The organism is Paenarthrobacter sp. GQ52 (assembly GCF_059759005.1).
In genome coordinates this window covers 351,527-366,620 of the sequence record NZ_JCAXEJ010000002.1, presented here as the reverse complement: position 1 = coordinate 366,620, position 15,094 = coordinate 351,527, and the positions used below count along the sequence as shown (strand labels likewise).

Here is a 15,094-nt window from a genome sequence, read left to right as displayed (position 1 = left end):
CGCGGGGACTCAGACCTGTTGCCCCCGGTTCATCCTGTCCATGTCCTGCTCGCGATCGGATTCTCGGAACGCCGAGAGCAGAGCGCGAGTGTAGTCGTGCTGCGGCGCGTTCAGGATCTGCTCCGTCGCACCGCTTTCGACGATCAGGCCATCCTTGAGGACGGCCACCTCATCGGTCAGGTGGTCTATAACCGATATGTCATGACTGATAAAGAGCATCGTCAATCCGAGATCCCGCTGCAGCCCCATGAGAAGGTTCAGAATCTGTGCCTGCACAGAAACATCGAGCGCGGACGTCGCCTCATCAGCCACCAGGATCCGAGGGCGGCAGGCCAAGGCGCGCGCGATCACCACACGCTGTCGTTGGCCGCCGCTAAGGGAACTGGGCGCGCGATCGATGATGGCGCCACTTAGACCAACCTGCCTGAGCAGTGCGATCGCACGCTCCCGTGCGGTGGGTAGTCCTTGCCTGTCCGCGACGGCAACCGCTTCAGTTACGGCGGCGACGGGGGTCAGATAAGGATTCAGTGCGGCAAACGGGTCCTGAAATACCATCTGCACAGATCGGCGCAGGCCGTTTTTCCGCGATTGGCTATCCCAGCGGCTACCTTCGATGAGTATGCTGCCCCCAGTCGGCTGGCGCTCATTTACTATCAGTCTTCCCAAGGTTGACTTCCCAGATCCGCTCTCACCCACGAGGCCCATGATCGTGCCGGCGCCAACTGTGAGAGAAATGCCCTTCAAGACTTCAGGGCCGCCTCTCCTGTAGCGATAGCGAACATCACATAGCTCGACTGCCGGAATGTCGCTCATGCCGCCAGGACCTCCTCTGCATAGTGGCACGCCGCAGTGGCACCCTCGCGCACGGTCCGTAGTTCAGGCACCTGGCTGGCGCAAAGCTCAGTGGCCAGTGGGCACCGTTCGCGGAAGACACAACCACCGTCCCGCCATTCGGCGGGAGGTCGGGGCGCGCCTCCGATGGCACCGAGCATCGTCTTGCGCTGGGCAAGCATAGGATCTGCCTGTAGGAGCGCCTTCGTATATGGATGGGACGGTGTGGAGAGAACGGTTGTTGTGGGGCCCATCTCCACAATGCGGCCGCCATACATCACCGCCACTTGATCGCATACGCGGCGGATCACGCGCATGTCATGGGAGACCAGCACCATGGCCATGTCGCGTTCTTTCTGCACTTGCTGGATCAGGCGGAGCACCTCGTTCTGGACTGTCGCATCCAGTGCCGTCGTTGGTTCGTCGGCGACCACAATAGCTGGATCGCTTGCCAGTGCGAATGCCAGCATTACGCGCTGACGCATCCCGCCGGAGAGCTCATGTGGATAGCTGCGAAGAACCTGGTCAGGATCGCGCATCTGTACCTGTTGCATCAGCAAGCGCGCCTTCTCGACCTTCGCTGCCCGGGAACCGGCGAGAATCTCGGTAAGTTGACCACCCACCTTGCGCACAGGATTGAGGCCCGCCATTGAGGCCTGCGGCATGTACCCGACGCGTCGCTGTCGCAAGTGAGCCCACCGGCGGCGGTCGGCCCGCGCGTACTCTTCACCCTGGAACTTAATTGAGCCAGCATCGATAGTTCCACCTGTGAGGCTTAGCATTCCGACGAGAGCGCGGCACAGCAGCGACTTGCCCGAACCCGTTTCTCCTACGACACCCAAGGTCGTTCCGGGCGCGGCCTCCAAGTTGATCGGGCCCAGCCGGACATTATCCCCTAACGAGAACTCAAGGTCTCGGACTCGCAGGGTTGGCTGCGCACCCGAAGCAGTATGCAGAGTCATTCGTGTTTCCTTAGTTTCTTCGAAGTTCGATCAAGCAATCCGTCGGCGATGATCGACGCTGCGACTGCCGAGACGGTGAGAGCAAGCGCAGGAAATATGACCTGCCACCAAGCGGAAACAATCGACGCCCGTCCTTCGTACATCATGGATCCCCACTCCGGAGTGGGCGGGGGGACCCCGGCCCCCAGGAACGGGAGGCTGGCCACGAACCCGACGATCATCACGGCATCGGCGACAGCGTAAGTACCTGTGACCGCAATCACCGCAGGCATGATGTGGCGGAATGTAATCCGATACTTCCCATACCCCATGAGTTCGGCGGCAATAACATACTCCCGCGACCTCAGTCCGGAAGACTCCGCCCGTGCGAGCCGTGCGTAAATCGACCAGCCCACGGTGACGACACCGACGAGGATTTGAAACACTCCCGGAGCCGTCCCCAGCACACTGACCTGATTCCCGACCGTAAGCAGGATCATGAGAATCAGCAACGGAAAGGGTACGGCAATGAGCGCGTCCGTTACCCGCATCAGGACCGTACCCCATTGCGTCCGCTTGGCTGTGCCGGCCAGTGTGCCCAAAATGGTGCCGATGGCGAGGGAAATCAATGCGCCAAGTACTGCTACCAGGTAGTCGACGTGAACGGCGACGAACGTGCGGGCGAAAACGTCGCGCCCGAGAACATCTGTGCCGAACGGGTGCCCAGGAGAGGGCGGGTCCAGCGGGGGACCACTCACTGCATTCGGGCCATGTCCGACCAGGATAGGGGCAAGGAAGCTCATGACGATGAAGAACACCAGCACCAGAACGCCAGCTACTATGGGCAACGAGCCGCGCTCTTTGGAACGTCGCTTCCTAGGCTGCGCGGCGACGAGCGTGTTGAGAGGAATGTTAGTCATTGGACACGCACCCTTGGGTCAGCGATGGTGTAGACGACGTCAGTGATGAGGCTTATGACGACCGTGAAAATCCCTGTGAAAACCGTCACCCCTACGATCACCGGGTAATCGCGCTGCCCGACAGCGGTCACTACCACTGAACCGATTCCCGGAATCCCGTACAGAGCCTCGATGATCACAGCACCTCCAATCAGTACCGCCATACTGAACCCGATGAGAGTGATGACGGGAAGAAGTACGTTCGGCAAGACGTGGCGGGTGATTAGGGACACCCGGGATATACCACGACTGATCGCGGCTTCCACGAATTCCTCACTCATCAGCCTCGTCGTCTCTCGCTCAATGGATCGGACGAAGATCGGTGTCATGAACAGTGCAAGAGCCAGGCTGGGAAGCCAAAGATAGCGCAATGCATTCAGCCCGTCCTTCGACCAACCTCCCGCGGGCGCCCAGTGAAGCTGAACGCTGAACAAGATCAATAGATAGATTCCGACCAGGAAGGACGGAATGGCAACAAGTACGACCATGGAGATACGGAGGGCGTGAACGCCCCGGCGCCCCATTCCGAAGGCGGGCAGGAGGCCAAGCGGGAAGGAGATAACCAGCGCGAACAGAATTCCCGTGACCACTAGCGACAGCGTGATGGGAAGTGCGCTGCCAACCATGGAAATAACGGGCCGCTGAGTTGTCATCGAAGTCCCGAAGTCTCCGTGCATGAGCCCTGAGAGCTGACTCAGGATCTGGGAAGAGAGCTGTTGGTCCAGACCAAGCTGAGCGCGCAGGGCAGCCAGTGATTCGGGCGTAGCTTGCATACCCAAAATTGACTGGGCAGGATCGCCGGGCACCAGACGCACAAGCACGGCAGTTCCGACCACAATCAGCACGACAACAATCACGAGCTGCAGAACGCTCCGCGCGACTCTCCGCATCAAACGCTTCCAGCCGCGCTGCCTTCCGTGGCCGCTGGGGGTGGTTGAAATCACCTCTACTGTGGCGCTCATCCGTGCTGACCAGACGCCGGAAATGAAGGAGCCGGCTTGTCAGGAAGGAGGGTGCCAGCGGCAGCTTTCAAATAGTTTTCTTCTGCCCCAGGGAACACGCCATCCCACACTTCGGCGCGCAGCCTACTGCCCTGCAATCCAGAACTCCGAGTTCGGCTGCAGGCCAATGACGTCAACGAGATTTGAGCGAACACCGTAGCGACTCGTCACACCTGCAATGGGGATGATCGGAGTCCAGTCCTCGAAAACCTGCAGAACGTGAGTGGATGCCGCTTCCTGCTGTTGTGGTGTCTGCGCCCCGAACAGGGCCCTGAACGCGGGCTCTATGTCATCGTTGTTGCAACCAGCGAAAATGCACATGGTGGATTTCGGATCGAAGATGCCCTCGGCGGAACTCGGCACATTGAATTTGCTGAAAGTGACGACATTGAGGTCGAATCCGCCGTTGATGGAATTCTGGATGAACTGCTGATCCTCGACGGGCTGAATGTTCATTTTCATCCCAAGCGGCTCTAACTGCTGCTGTAGCACGGTGGCCACACGTCCAGCGTCGTCGGAAGCACTGGCGAAGTAGCTGGCGGTGAATGTACAGCCGCTTTGGCAAGCCGTCCCTTTGAGCAGCGTCTTCGCCTGCGCGACATCCTGCTGGGAATAGACCTTTACGGGTTGTGGGTATTCGGCTATGACAGGGTAAGGACCGGTCTGTACTTTGGCATCAGCGCCGTACGCCGGAGTCGCGAGTGTCTTGCGATCGATAGCCCACGCTATGGCCTTGCGGATGCGCGCGTCATGGAACAAGCTGCCTTCGCGGTTATTCGGCACGATGAACATACTCGCCAGGCCGTCGACCATCGGAGCCGTCAGATCCCCTGAGATCTGATCCGACACGTCCTGTGGCAATGTGGGAACGAGGTCAACATCTCCGCTCTGCAACCGCTTGACGCTGGTCGGGGTGTCGGCCACGACGCTGAACGCCAGCTTCTTGATTTTGGGCTTCGTTCCTCCAAACCTCTCGTTTCTGACCAGTGTGAACGAATTCTCCTTGACATTTCCCTCGGGAGCGAAAGAACCGGAGAAGACCGGCTTACCCTGGAAGTAGTTTTTATCTGTCGCCGCTGCGGCAGGAAGGATGCCCATCGCTGGCACTGCCAGCATCTGCCCAAAGTCCGCTGAGGGAGCGTTCAGGCTGATCTTCACTGTTGTCTTGTCCGGCGCTGCCAGGTCGGCGATGAGCTCGGCATAGCTTTGATTGGGACCAGGGGTGTCGCGCAACCTGGTGAGGGAGGCAACCACGTCTGTGCTCGTCAAAGGCGAACCATCGGAAAACGTCAAGTCGGGCTTAAGAACGACCGTATAGTTCTTGGCGTCATCAGAGGCGGTCAAGCTCTCGGCGAGCATGGGCTCCGTCTTGGTCGCACTGCCCTTGACGAACCGCACCAGCCGGCCAGTAGTCAATCCAACGATCACTGAGTCGGACAAGTAAGGGCCCGCGGCCGGATCAATCGAGGTTACTGCGGTAGACAGATCGATATGAACCTCGTCGAGGTTGGCTTGCGACAGGCCTTCACCTGTCCCGTTGCCGGAACATGCGCTGAGGGCCAGGGTAGCGGCGACGAGAAGCGCCGCTCCCGATAGGTGGGCGGTTCGGGGCTTCCAAATTTGAGCCATCTCTACTCCTCTGTAGTGCGATGGAATGAGTCTCTTGGGATATCACATGCTGTGGAGCTGTCGTCTTCGTTGAGGTCGAGCGGCTTCGCGGTTGTCGAAGTACCGCCGCTTGTTTTTGCGGCCGGGTCCTGCATCAAAACAAGGCTAAGAGCAAAATGTGATGTAGTCAACAACTGAATTATATTTGGGAAACTTTTAGGGGCGGAGTAGTCCGAAAACCCCCGGAAAAACGCGGGTCATGATGAACGACGAAATCTACGACAGTTCATGACTGAACTGATTGCTTCGTGTTATCCAAGGGTGAACCCTGCCTTGATCGATATGCGGGGGGCGTGGGCAGAGTACGCCGGGGAGATAAAGCCAGCGGTGTGGGTCTGCGGCTTGAGGTGAAGGTGCCTGCCCCAAACAATCGCCGACGGCTCGTGACCCGTGCCTGACGACCGGGAGAAGGCGGTGAAAGCTGATCTGTCCGCATGCCGGCTCCATACCAAGGAGTGGTCGTCACCAAGGAGTGGTCGTCACGGTCGCTCGCAACCGTGAACGGCGTAGCCGCCAAGAAGGATGTCACTGTGGCCCCATAACTGAGGCTAAGCTGCAAAAGCGCTCCGCCAAACCGACGTCGAGGACGGGATCGGTTCTACGACCAACTTCTCTGTCTTGAGGCGGCCTTGCTGGAGGATAGGTGAACCATCCCATCACGCCGGCATTCCGACGTCGCGTTGCACATGCGCTGCGCGGGGGCAGCTGGGAACACGGCACGACACCGGGACGAGGGGCCACGGGGCAGCGGACACGAGAAGATGTGTTATTCAGGGTGCCGGCGAGTAGCCAGATTTGGCTGCGACAGGGAATCACCAGCTCGCCTTGATTTAAGTCCCACTGCTCGAGCGGCCGATTTAAGATCTCCGATGTTTTGGCAACCCCGGCGCTTCGACCTGACCAGGTACGTGTTGGGCGTCTCCAGATGAGGCTGAAAGGTTGGCGCGACGCAGAAAGCACGGACGGCAGGTCTTGCCGTCCGTGCGGTTCGCCGATCTTTCCGCCTGGTGCTACATCGCCAATTGGTTGAGGTTGGTTTCCTCTTGGTCGGCCAGCAATGGAGCGTGCTCCCTGGTTTGAAGTGCCATGACGAACGAGTCCGAGCGGGTTCGGCTCATCAGCGCCAACCATTGCGCTGAGGTTGGCCTTTGGACCTTGGCGATCCGGCTTCTTGCCTTCCCGCTTTGTACGAGCCTCTCAAGACCTGGGTAGAATGCGGACTCGATAAGACAAAGGTGATCGAGCATCTCTCCCGAGCGACATTGGCGACCCAGCCCATGTTAGGGGACTTCAAATCCGCCGAGTTCCACCACCGATCACGCCGCCAGCGATACCGATGTCGACCATCTCCTGATCAGGATCGGGCGCGTGGACACGGAACCAAAGTTTGGAGATTTTCCACTCGCCGTCCTGCCGGACATACTCCGTCTCGTAGCGCCCCTCGGACCATGGACCCCATACTCGAAGCATGCCGAGGGACGTTTTAAAATCAGCCTGCAGCCGGTGCCACGTCCACGTGGCGCGCCCCGTGTCTCCATCTACCACGATGTCCGGCGACGACAGGATGTAGCCATCGTTGCTGTGTACGACGGGAACCAATTCATTAGTAAACATCGCGCCGATGGCGTCGCGTCCCCGGTGCACTCCGTGATGACGGATGTCGCATACCGCGTCCTCCGTATAGGCGGAAGCCACTGCTTGCCAGTCGCGCGCCGCGAGATCGCGAATGTACTTGTGGTGAAGCGTGGCTATCGCCTGTGCCGACTCGAGATTTTCGACCCGACGCTCCAGCGCTATCAGATGCCGCGTTAGATCCTCATGATTCATCGTCTGACACTCCTTGGTTGTCAACTGCGCAGGTTGGTTGTCGACTGCCCACGCTGCATTTTGGGGGACAAGCCAGTCCAGCCGTCCTGCCTTCGTCACCAGTTTTCCGAATGAAGCCACACTACGTATAGCAGTTATTTTAGTCAAGTAGTGAATTACTTTTGAAGCAGACCGGCTGTGCTGGAGCCCAATTTACCGCAAAACAAGTTCACTTGTAGACGATATAAGCAACAGAAGCGTAATCTGAAACGCCTAACGGCCAGGAGTTCCGAAGCGCGTCCAATGGCTGCCCTGCAGCCGCGGGGCAGCTGTGGCAGTCGTTTTCCTCTGGACAATCGGTCATGATGCGGGGATTCATCCATCTGATGTGCGGTGGAGGGGCAATGAACAACAAAGCGGGCAACGTCATTGGCGGCACCGGACAAGGGGTCGCTGAAGGACACCAAGATTGTCGCGTACGAGATCAATGCCAAGCCCGTAGCCGCGTAGTGCGAGCATTTGGGACGTCAGGCGGCAGCGCCGTTGGCCATGATGGGTAGGGTGGGTATCAGATCCCCAAGGAGGTCAGCCATCGCCCGCCCATCCCAACCACTGCTAAGCCGCGAGTTGATTGCCAGTACCGCCCTCGCCCTCGTTGACCGCATCGGCGCCGACGGTGCCAGTATTCGGCGCGTCGCGGCGACGCTCGGTGTAAACCCCACCTCGCTGTATAACCATGTACCAAATCGCGCCGCCATGATTGAAGACGTGAGGGCGATCGTTTCTGCGGACATCGATTCGCGGCCTCTTCGGGAATGCCCTTGGGAAGAAGGACTCCGGCTATGGGCGCATTCGTACAGACTGGCATTCGCCGGTCACCCGCGAGTGGTTCCTTTATTGATGACAACGCGCGCCTCGTCACCCGTCCTGCTATCGGAGTACGAGGATTTTGTGGTCGCTGCAGAAGCCGTTGGATGGACAAGTAGGGACGTCCTGCCCCTATTGACTGCCTTCGAGTCCTTTATTTTAGGAAGTGTTCTCGACATGTCGGGGCCCAGCATCGTGTTCGATCCAACTGGCCAAGAAGAGCGACTTCCGAGGTTTTCATTGGCGTTCGCGTCCTTGTCAACTGAGGACCCAAGTGATCCAGTCGCGTCACGCGCGTTCGAGATGGGTTTGAGTATGTTGGTAGCGTCCGCCAGGCCAGGACGCAGCCCAATTTCTGAAGGCCAGCAGCTGGCATGCGGGTGAGATCGCTGTGGAGTTTATCGATCCCATTGCGCCGAGGAGGATGGCGAAGGTAAGAAAGATCGCGGCTGAACCCATCACTCGGTGGACGAGAACCACGAACACGCTCTCGGCTAAGCCCGGATTTCCAAGCTGCTTGCGGTGTCTCCTGGCCCATTAATGGAGAGCATCGCCGCTGCTATGCCTAACGAAAACAACCACCAGAATCGATGCCGCCGTGCTCTCCGTGGAAGTAGGACCCCGCGAGACTTAGGTTCCTTCTCCCGTTGTGGCGACAGTGGCCCAGCCCCAGTAAACGAAGATCGAGACCGCAAGTCCCGCTGAGAAGGCACTGAAACTATTCATCCGGGTGGGGTCAAACCATGAAATATCGGGCGTGGGTCCAGCAGGATTGTCAGAAGACGCAGCTTCCTTGCCTAGCTCGATGAGGAATCACCCCAGATCCGCCATCTGGAACGAGACCGTGCAGTACTGGAAGATCATGGCCGAGGTCATCCCGAGGTAGGAGATGCCGTCGACAATGCCATGAATGACAAGCACATCACGAGGTTGATTAAGTGGTTGTCGGTTAGACCGACGCACGACTTATCTTTAGGGACGATGGCTAGTGTTTGACAAAAAATCGACGGCAATTCCGGCAAGATTGAAAAGAACAAGCGGTGAAAGCTACGAGCTCACCCGGTAAGCCATCCAAGCCACGGTCCGAACGCGCGGGATCCCCGGGTAAATGAGGTTTCCGGAGTCGGGCATGGCGGTGTTCGGGGCCCGTATCCGAGAGCGACAAGAAGCATCGGGATGAATCCCACGAGAAAGATGGCCGGCATCTGATCGCTAACGACCCATGCCTCTGGTCCGGTTGCCGCTGCCAGAGTGATTGCCGACGCGCAGGTCGAGATCCCTTCTACCAGTGCAAGAACACCAACCTATCCTCTGGCCACCCTTTCCTGCCCAGACCGATTACTGCGTCCAGGGCGGGCATCTGCGGGGTGGCGCCTTTGAGGTCGAAAATGACATGGCAAACAGGCTTTTTGGGGGAACCGGAGCAGACGAAGGGCCAAGACAGCAGGGACAGGCTGTGAAAAACCTTGTCCGGGAATCGATCAAGCTCTGAAGGAATGGTGCGTGAAATGCCTTGTCAATTGATAGGCTTGCCTACTTTAAAGGGCCTAGTGCTATCTAAACAAACGGTGTATGTTTTAAATCATATGTCCTTCAGGTAGTAGCCTGAGCCTTCCACTTGAGAGTGAGTACCATGGATTTGCGGAGCTTCACAGTCGTCGAAGCCGACATCGACGACCTATCCGGCGCACTTGAGGCAGGGCTCGTGAGCAGCGTCGAGTTAGTGATCCGGTATCTCAACCGCGTCGCCTTTTATGATCGCTCCGGACTTAGGCTGAATTCTGTATCAACAATCAATCCGAGTGTGTTGACGGAGGCCCGGAACTCAGACCTCCGGCGTTCACGGGGGGCAATGCTTGGGCCGTTGGACGGAATACCTTTCACCGCAAAGGACAGCTACTGCGTCCGGGACCTGCCGGTTGCTGCCGGATCACCGGCTTTCGCCAACTTGACGGCCAGTGAAGATGCGTTCGCGATTTCACGTCTTCGGGATGCTGGGGCCGTGTTCCTTGGTCTTACGAACATGCCTCCTATGGCCGCGGGAGGCATGCAGCGCGGTGTTTACGGGCGAGCAGAATCTCCCTATAGTGGCGAATTTCTGACATCGGCGTTCGGCTCCGGTTCCTCCAACGGTTCCGGGACCGCGACCGCGGCCAGTTTCGCGGCCTTCGGTCTCGGCGAAGAGACCTGGTCCTCAGGGCGAGCGCCGGCCTCGAACAACTCGCTGGTCGCATACACGCCTTCTCGCGGCCTCATCTCCGTCCGAGGCAACTGGCCCCTTGTGCCGACGATGGACGTTGTTGTGCCGCACACCCGTTCGATTTCCGACATGAAGCACATACTCGACGTCATCGTCGCTGACGACCCATCGTCGGAGGGCGATTTGTGGCGTTTGCAGCCGTGGATCCCGTTACCAAAGCCGTCCACGATGCGGCCGGATTCATATACCGCCATTCCCGACCTTCCATTGGCCGGGCTTCGCTTGGCGGTACCCCGGAACTACGTGAATGCTGACCCGACGAGCAGATACCCTATTGAGACCCGGAAATCGATTATGGCCCTGTGGGAGGGGCTGTGTGATGATCTACGGAAGGCCGGTGCCGAGGTCATCGAGACTCCATTCCCTGTAGTGGACAACTACGAGCGGCTCCACGATGGCGATCGGGATTTTGTCGATCGAGGATGGGTGAGTAAAGACTTCCTCAGCGATGAAGTCGGAATGTTATCGGCCTGGGCGCTGGACAACTTCCTGCGTCAGAACGGCGACCCGGCAATCGATGGCTTGGCCAAAGCGAAGGCTGAACTCATCTTTCCGCAGCCCAAAGGAGCCCTGCCTGACAGATACGGCATCTTTGAGTTTGACATCGCCTACGACCTTTCAGATTTTGTTGCAATGGCCGAGGATGGGGTCACCGAGTGGAAGCAAGTTGTGACTCTCGAAGACGGGTTGCGTGGTCTCGAACGCACACGCAAAGAGGACTTCGAGGATTGGTTGTCAGGAAACGGCTTTGATGCGGTGATATTCCCTTCCGCCGCTGACGTTGGACCCTCCGACTCAGATGTTAACCCGTCGTCTGCCGATGTCGCCTGGCGCAACGGCGTCTGGGTTTCGAACGGCAACCTTGTACCACGACACCTTGGCATTCCCACTTGGACCCTTCCATTGGGGACAATGTCAGATACCCGAATGCCGGTTGGCGTCACCGTCGCTGGCCCTGCATACGACGACATGCGCCTACTGCAACTGGCCTCAACGATGGAAAAACTCCGACCACGACGCGCCGTACCTCCGCGAACGCCACCGCTACCGGGGGAGGCGCTGTTTCCGGTCAGCCTCCTTCCCGGATCGGACTCTCTCGAGGTGCGAATCGAAGACGTCGAGGTAGAAAGAACCACCACCAACACCACTGTCCGTTTCGTCGCAACGGTAACAGCAGGTAGCGCATCAGAGTGTGCAGCCTTCGTGGACGGGCAACCTGCACCGACAGTGCTGGAAGGAACTCGGATCGTGGGGAGCTGGTCGACCCATGCCAATGCCTACAACCATCGACACAGCGAGTGGCGGCCAGCATACGGTCCCTTGGTAACGCTCGCTGTCCGCAGCTCCAGCGGCGCCGTGGCTGGCGCCTTGGGAACATCCAAGCACGCGCCCCTCTAAGCTGACTGCCCATCTGAAGACTGGGCGCACACACTTCCCCCGCAAAGGAGCACCATGCCTCAAAATATTTTCAACTATTTCGATCAGGTCGAACTGCCGACTCCCACACTCGAACCCACTGAAGTCTTGGATCTTGTCGCCAGCACCTTCGGTTTAGAGGTCTCGGTCGAAGCCCTTGGCAGCCAGCAGGATCAGAACTTTAGATTGTTCGAACACGGGTCGCCCCACCCCAAAGGGGTGCTCAAGATCAGCAACCCGGCTTTCAGTTTCGCCGAGATCCAAATGCAGGATCAGGCCGCGCTGCTTCTAGCGCAAAACCAGAACACGCTTCGCGTACCTCGTATCGTGACGGGTCCACGGGGGCCACTGTCAGCATGGTGGGAAACTTCACAAGGTCTCCTCCACGCGCGCGTGATTGAGAATATCGCGGGACGCACGCTGACGGGGTCCGACTACTTGGCGCCCGATGTTGTCAGTCGTATGGGAGAAATCGCAGCTAGAACGAGTCTGGCACTAGCGGATTTTGAACATGCCGGAACACATCGGGTCCTGCAGTGGGATCTACGGCACGCCCGCCGAGTGATCGACCGGCTTCTTCCACTGGAACCGGACTCATCCATCCGGCGTTTCGTTGAGGAATCGGCTCTTCGCGCGGGACTGGTTCTTGAAGAAGTCGAAGACAGGCTGCCGGTGCAAGCGGGGCATTTCGACATTACCGATGACAACGTTCTTCGTCCGGATGGAGGACGGTTGCCTGATGCGGTTATAGACTTCGGCGATGTGTGCACGTCGTGGCGGGTGGGGGAACTCGCGGTCACCATCTCTTCGCTCCTACACCATGATGGAGCGACCCCGGCGACGACCTTGCCCGCGATCCGTGCTTTCCACAAGTTGCGTCCCCTCGATGAGAGCGAAGTTTCTGCACTTTGGGCACTGGTGGTTTTGCGAGGAGCCGTCCTCGTTCTAAGTGGGCGGTGTCAGGTCAGGCTGGATGCCGACAATTCCTATGCGGACGCCGCCCTCGAGCGCGAGCTGCGAATTCTCACCGTTGCAGCATCCGTACCACCCGAGGTGATGACGGGGGTAGTCCGCCAAGCTCTCGGGATGCCCACCAAGGACAACCCATCTTGGACCTGTAAACCCGTACTGCCGCCCCTGGGCGTCGTTACAACTCTTGACGCAGGAACCACCTCAAGCCTCAATGACAATGGTGCCTGGATGAGAGAGTCAACGCTTGATAAGGCCGCCGCCGCGGCTCTGAGCACCGGAGTTGACGCTGTTGTGCTGCCCGCCTGGTCCGCGGTTCTTACCGCTGCGCCGATCCGGACGCCGACGGTGCCAGAATCGTTTCCGACAGGTTTGACGCTCTGGCTTTCAAGGCCAACATCTTTGTCAGCGGAAGCCCTGGTTTCCAGAATCAATGACGACTCCATCGCCGTCGCAATCGCCGGCGCGGTGCTCACGATATCGGCCGTGGGCCTGGGTCGTAAAAACACTCATCTTTTGCCGGCACGCAGGAAGCTCTTTGTTCAGTTCGACCGGCGCGGAGTATCCGATGCCCCTGCGATGGTGACAGCCGATCTCATGGCAGGATGGGCTGCGATTTTGAGCGATCCTGCGCCGGCACTCGGACTCGTCTCCAGTAACAGATCTACCAACGATGACGTCCTGGAGCGTCGCAAAGGTGTCCTCGCGAACGTCCAGGAACATTACTATGCGGTGCCACCCCAGATCGAACGTGGGTGGCGGGAATACCTCATAGGAGTTGATGGCCGTGTTTATCTCGATATGGTCAACAATGTCGCTTCTGTGGGCCACGCCCACCCTCGAGTAGCCGAGGCGGCGAGCCGGCAAATGAGACTCCTCAACACGAACTCCCGGTTTCACTACCGCGCAATCGCAGATTATGCCGAGCGGATTGCCGCTACGTTGCCCGACGAGCTCGACACCGTGTTCTTTGTCAACTCCGGTTCCGAAGCCACTGACCTAGCCATCCGACTGGCAATGGCCAGCACGGGGCGGCGTGACATCGTCGCGATGCGGGAGTCCTACCACGGGTGGACTTTTGCAAGCGACGCAGTGTCCACATCGATCGCCGACAATCCAAATGCCCTTGAGTCACGCCCTGAATGGGTCCATACCGTGGAAGCAGCCAACTCCTATAGAGGAGAGCTACGGGGCAACGAAGCTGCCGGATATGCATCGAATGCAGTGAAGATCATCGACGAACTTGCCGCTGGGGGCACGCTGCCTGCTGGCTTTATCTGCGAGTCCTACTTCGGTAACGCAGGCGGCATCGCACTGCCGGATGGCTATCTAACGGACGTTTACGCGGCAATCCGCAAACATGGCGGCATCGCCATCGCCGATGAGGTGCAGGTTGGCTTCGGTCGGCTCGGCGAATGGTTCTGGGGTTTTCAGCAGCAGGGAGCTGTTCCCGACGTCGTTGCTGTCGCCAAGTCCATCGGAGCGGGGCAACCCATCGGAGCAGTTGTTACCCGTCGCGAGATCGCTGATCGATATCGCACACAGGGATACTTTTTCTCATCGACCGGCGGATCCCCCGTTTCGTCAGTGATTGGCATGACTGTACTTGACATCATCCAAGACGAAGGCCTACAGGAAAACGCACGCGTCGTTGGCCGACACCTCAAGAATCGCCTAGAGGCATTGAGCAAAGAGAATGACCTCATCGGGGCCGTCCACGGCTCGGGGCTCTACCTCGGTCTCGAGTTCGTCAAAGACCGCTCAACTCTCGAACCTGCAACGGACGAAACAGCGGCGATCTGTAATCGCTTGCTCGAACTAGGAGTCTTCATGCAGCCCACTGGCGATCATCTGAACGTCCTGAAGATCAAGCCACCGCTATGCATCTCCCAAGAATCTGCCGACTACTTTGTTGACAGCCTGGCCCACGTTCTCGAAACGGGGTGGTGAGGAATGGTGTGGCAAATGCTTTCAGAGGCCGCCGAATACACGCGAACTTGGATGGCCTTCCCTCGAGATGGTTAGCGCAGAGGCTGTCGGCCCAAGGATAGGCTTTGGTTGGTGTGGGTACTGTCAGCTGCTACTGAGGCCATTCAGCCGATCGGCTAGGCATCTCTTTCTGACGCGCGACGGGGAACTAGCAAGTGCTGGTAAGAGTCAGCACTCCTATACCTGGATGGCTGACCGGATTCAGGCTTCGGTGACTGGTCATGTTGCTTCTCCCGGTTTGCACGATGACAGGGGTAGAAAGGGGGGTACTTCCTGTGGAGCTCTTAGACGCAAAAGGTGGGGCTGCCAAATGAATCTCCAGCTGGGGGACGACGCAGCATGGAGCGCACATCGCGGCTCCAGACTGGCTGATGGGCAAAAGGCATG

The 15,094-nt window shown here is 58.6% G+C and carries 9 protein-coding genes and 1 pseudogene; 3 read left to right on the top strand and 7 right to left on the bottom strand.

Annotated elements, in window-relative coordinates:
- Positions 1-9: 9 nt before the first annotated feature.
- The 7 genes from AC6CH8_RS05165 to AC6CH8_RS05135 form a co-directional block, all read right to left on the bottom strand.
- Entirely contained in the window at positions 10-813 is an 804-nt protein-coding gene (locus AC6CH8_RS05165) for an ABC transporter ATP-binding protein (protein ID WP_285241538.1), read from the bottom strand.
- The gene (locus AC6CH8_RS05160) at positions 810-1,793 is read right to left on the bottom strand and encodes an ABC transporter ATP-binding protein (RefSeq protein WP_285241539.1); all 984 of its coding nucleotides are present in this window, start codon (positions 1,791-1,793) and stop codon (positions 810-812) included. The genes AC6CH8_RS05165 and AC6CH8_RS05160 overlap by 4 nt, the downstream gene beginning before the upstream one ends.
- Positions 1,790-2,692, bottom strand: a complete 903-nt coding sequence (locus tag AC6CH8_RS05155) for an ABC transporter permease (protein WP_285241540.1) — start codon at positions 2,690-2,692, stop codon at positions 1,790-1,792. The genes AC6CH8_RS05160 and AC6CH8_RS05155 overlap by 4 nt, the downstream gene beginning before the upstream one ends.
- Positions 2,689-3,693 (bottom strand): ABC transporter permease, encoded by a 1,005-nt coding sequence (locus tag AC6CH8_RS05150; protein WP_285241541.1) that lies wholly within the window; start codon positions 3,691-3,693, stop codon positions 2,689-2,691. Before AC6CH8_RS05150 ends, AC6CH8_RS05155 begins: the two co-directional genes overlap by 4 nt.
- A gap of 123 nt (positions 3,694-3,816) precedes the next feature.
- Positions 3,817-5,361, bottom strand: a complete 1,545-nt coding sequence (locus AC6CH8_RS05145) for an ABC transporter substrate-binding protein (RefSeq protein ID WP_498189131.1) — start codon at positions 5,359-5,361, stop codon at positions 3,817-3,819.
- Positions 5,362-6,690: 1,329 nt separating this feature from the next.
- A complete protein-coding gene (locus tag AC6CH8_RS05140; RefSeq protein ID WP_441864201.1) occupies positions 6,691-7,227 on the bottom strand; it encodes a nuclear transport factor 2 family protein in 537 nt (178 codons plus the stop codon).
- Positions 7,228-7,821: 594 nt separating this feature from the next.
- A complete protein-coding gene (locus AC6CH8_RS05135) occupies positions 7,822-7,944 on the bottom strand; it encodes a hypothetical protein (RefSeq protein WP_498189261.1) in 123 nt (40 codons plus the stop codon).
- A gap of 18 nt (positions 7,945-7,962) precedes the next feature.
- Here AC6CH8_RS05135 and AC6CH8_RS05130 point away from each other — a divergent pair, with 18 nt between their 5' ends.
- From AC6CH8_RS05130 to AC6CH8_RS05120, 3 genes and pseudogenes are all read left to right on the top strand, one after another.
- A complete protein-coding gene (locus AC6CH8_RS05130; RefSeq protein ID WP_350224300.1) occupies positions 7,963-8,457 on the top strand; it encodes a TetR/AcrR family transcriptional regulator C-terminal domain-containing protein in 495 nt (164 codons plus the stop codon).
- Between the two features lie 1,249 nt (positions 8,458-9,706).
- Positions 9,707-11,380 (top strand): annotated as a pseudogene (locus tag AC6CH8_RS05125) (amidase); the annotation flags it as partial.
- A gap of 405 nt (positions 11,381-11,785) precedes the next feature.
- Positions 11,786-14,668, top strand: a complete 2,883-nt coding sequence (locus tag AC6CH8_RS05120) for an aminotransferase (RefSeq protein ID WP_498189128.1) — start codon at positions 11,786-11,788, stop codon at positions 14,666-14,668.
- Positions 14,669-15,094 lie beyond the last annotated feature (426 nt).

What these genes read in the sequence shown, in the direction of transcription:
- AC6CH8_RS05135 (WP_498189261.1), bottom strand. Translation starts at nt 7,944, where the DNA reads ATGGTTATACAGCGAGGTGGGGTTTACACCGAGCGTCGCCGCGACGCG.
- AC6CH8_RS05165 (WP_285241538.1), bottom strand. Translation starts at nt 813, where the DNA reads ATGAGCGACATTCCGGCAGTCGAGCTATGTGATGTTCGCTATCGCTAC.
- AC6CH8_RS05145 (WP_498189131.1), bottom strand. Translation starts at nt 5,361, where the DNA reads ATGGCTCAAATTTGGAAGCCCCGAACCGCCCACCTATCGGGAGCGGCG.
- AC6CH8_RS05150 (WP_285241541.1), bottom strand. Translation starts at nt 3,693, where the DNA reads ATGAGCGCCACAGTAGAGGTGATTTCAACCACCCCCAGCGGCCACGGA.
- AC6CH8_RS05140 (WP_441864201.1), bottom strand. Translation starts at nt 7,227, where the DNA reads ATGAATCATGAGGATCTAACGCGGCATCTGATAGCGCTGGAGCGTCGG.
- AC6CH8_RS05155 (WP_285241540.1), bottom strand. Translation starts at nt 2,692, where the DNA reads ATGACTAACATTCCTCTCAACACGCTCGTCGCCGCGCAGCCTAGGAAG.
- AC6CH8_RS05120 (WP_498189128.1), top strand. Translation starts at nt 11,786, where the DNA reads ATGCCTCAAAATATTTTCAACTATTTCGATCAGGTCGAACTGCCGACT.
- AC6CH8_RS05130 (WP_350224300.1), top strand. Translation starts at nt 7,963, where the DNA reads ATGATTGAAGACGTGAGGGCGATCGTTTCTGCGGACATCGATTCGCGG.
- AC6CH8_RS05160 (WP_285241539.1), bottom strand. Translation starts at nt 1,793, where the DNA reads ATGACTCTGCATACTGCTTCGGGTGCGCAGCCAACCCTGCGAGTCCGA.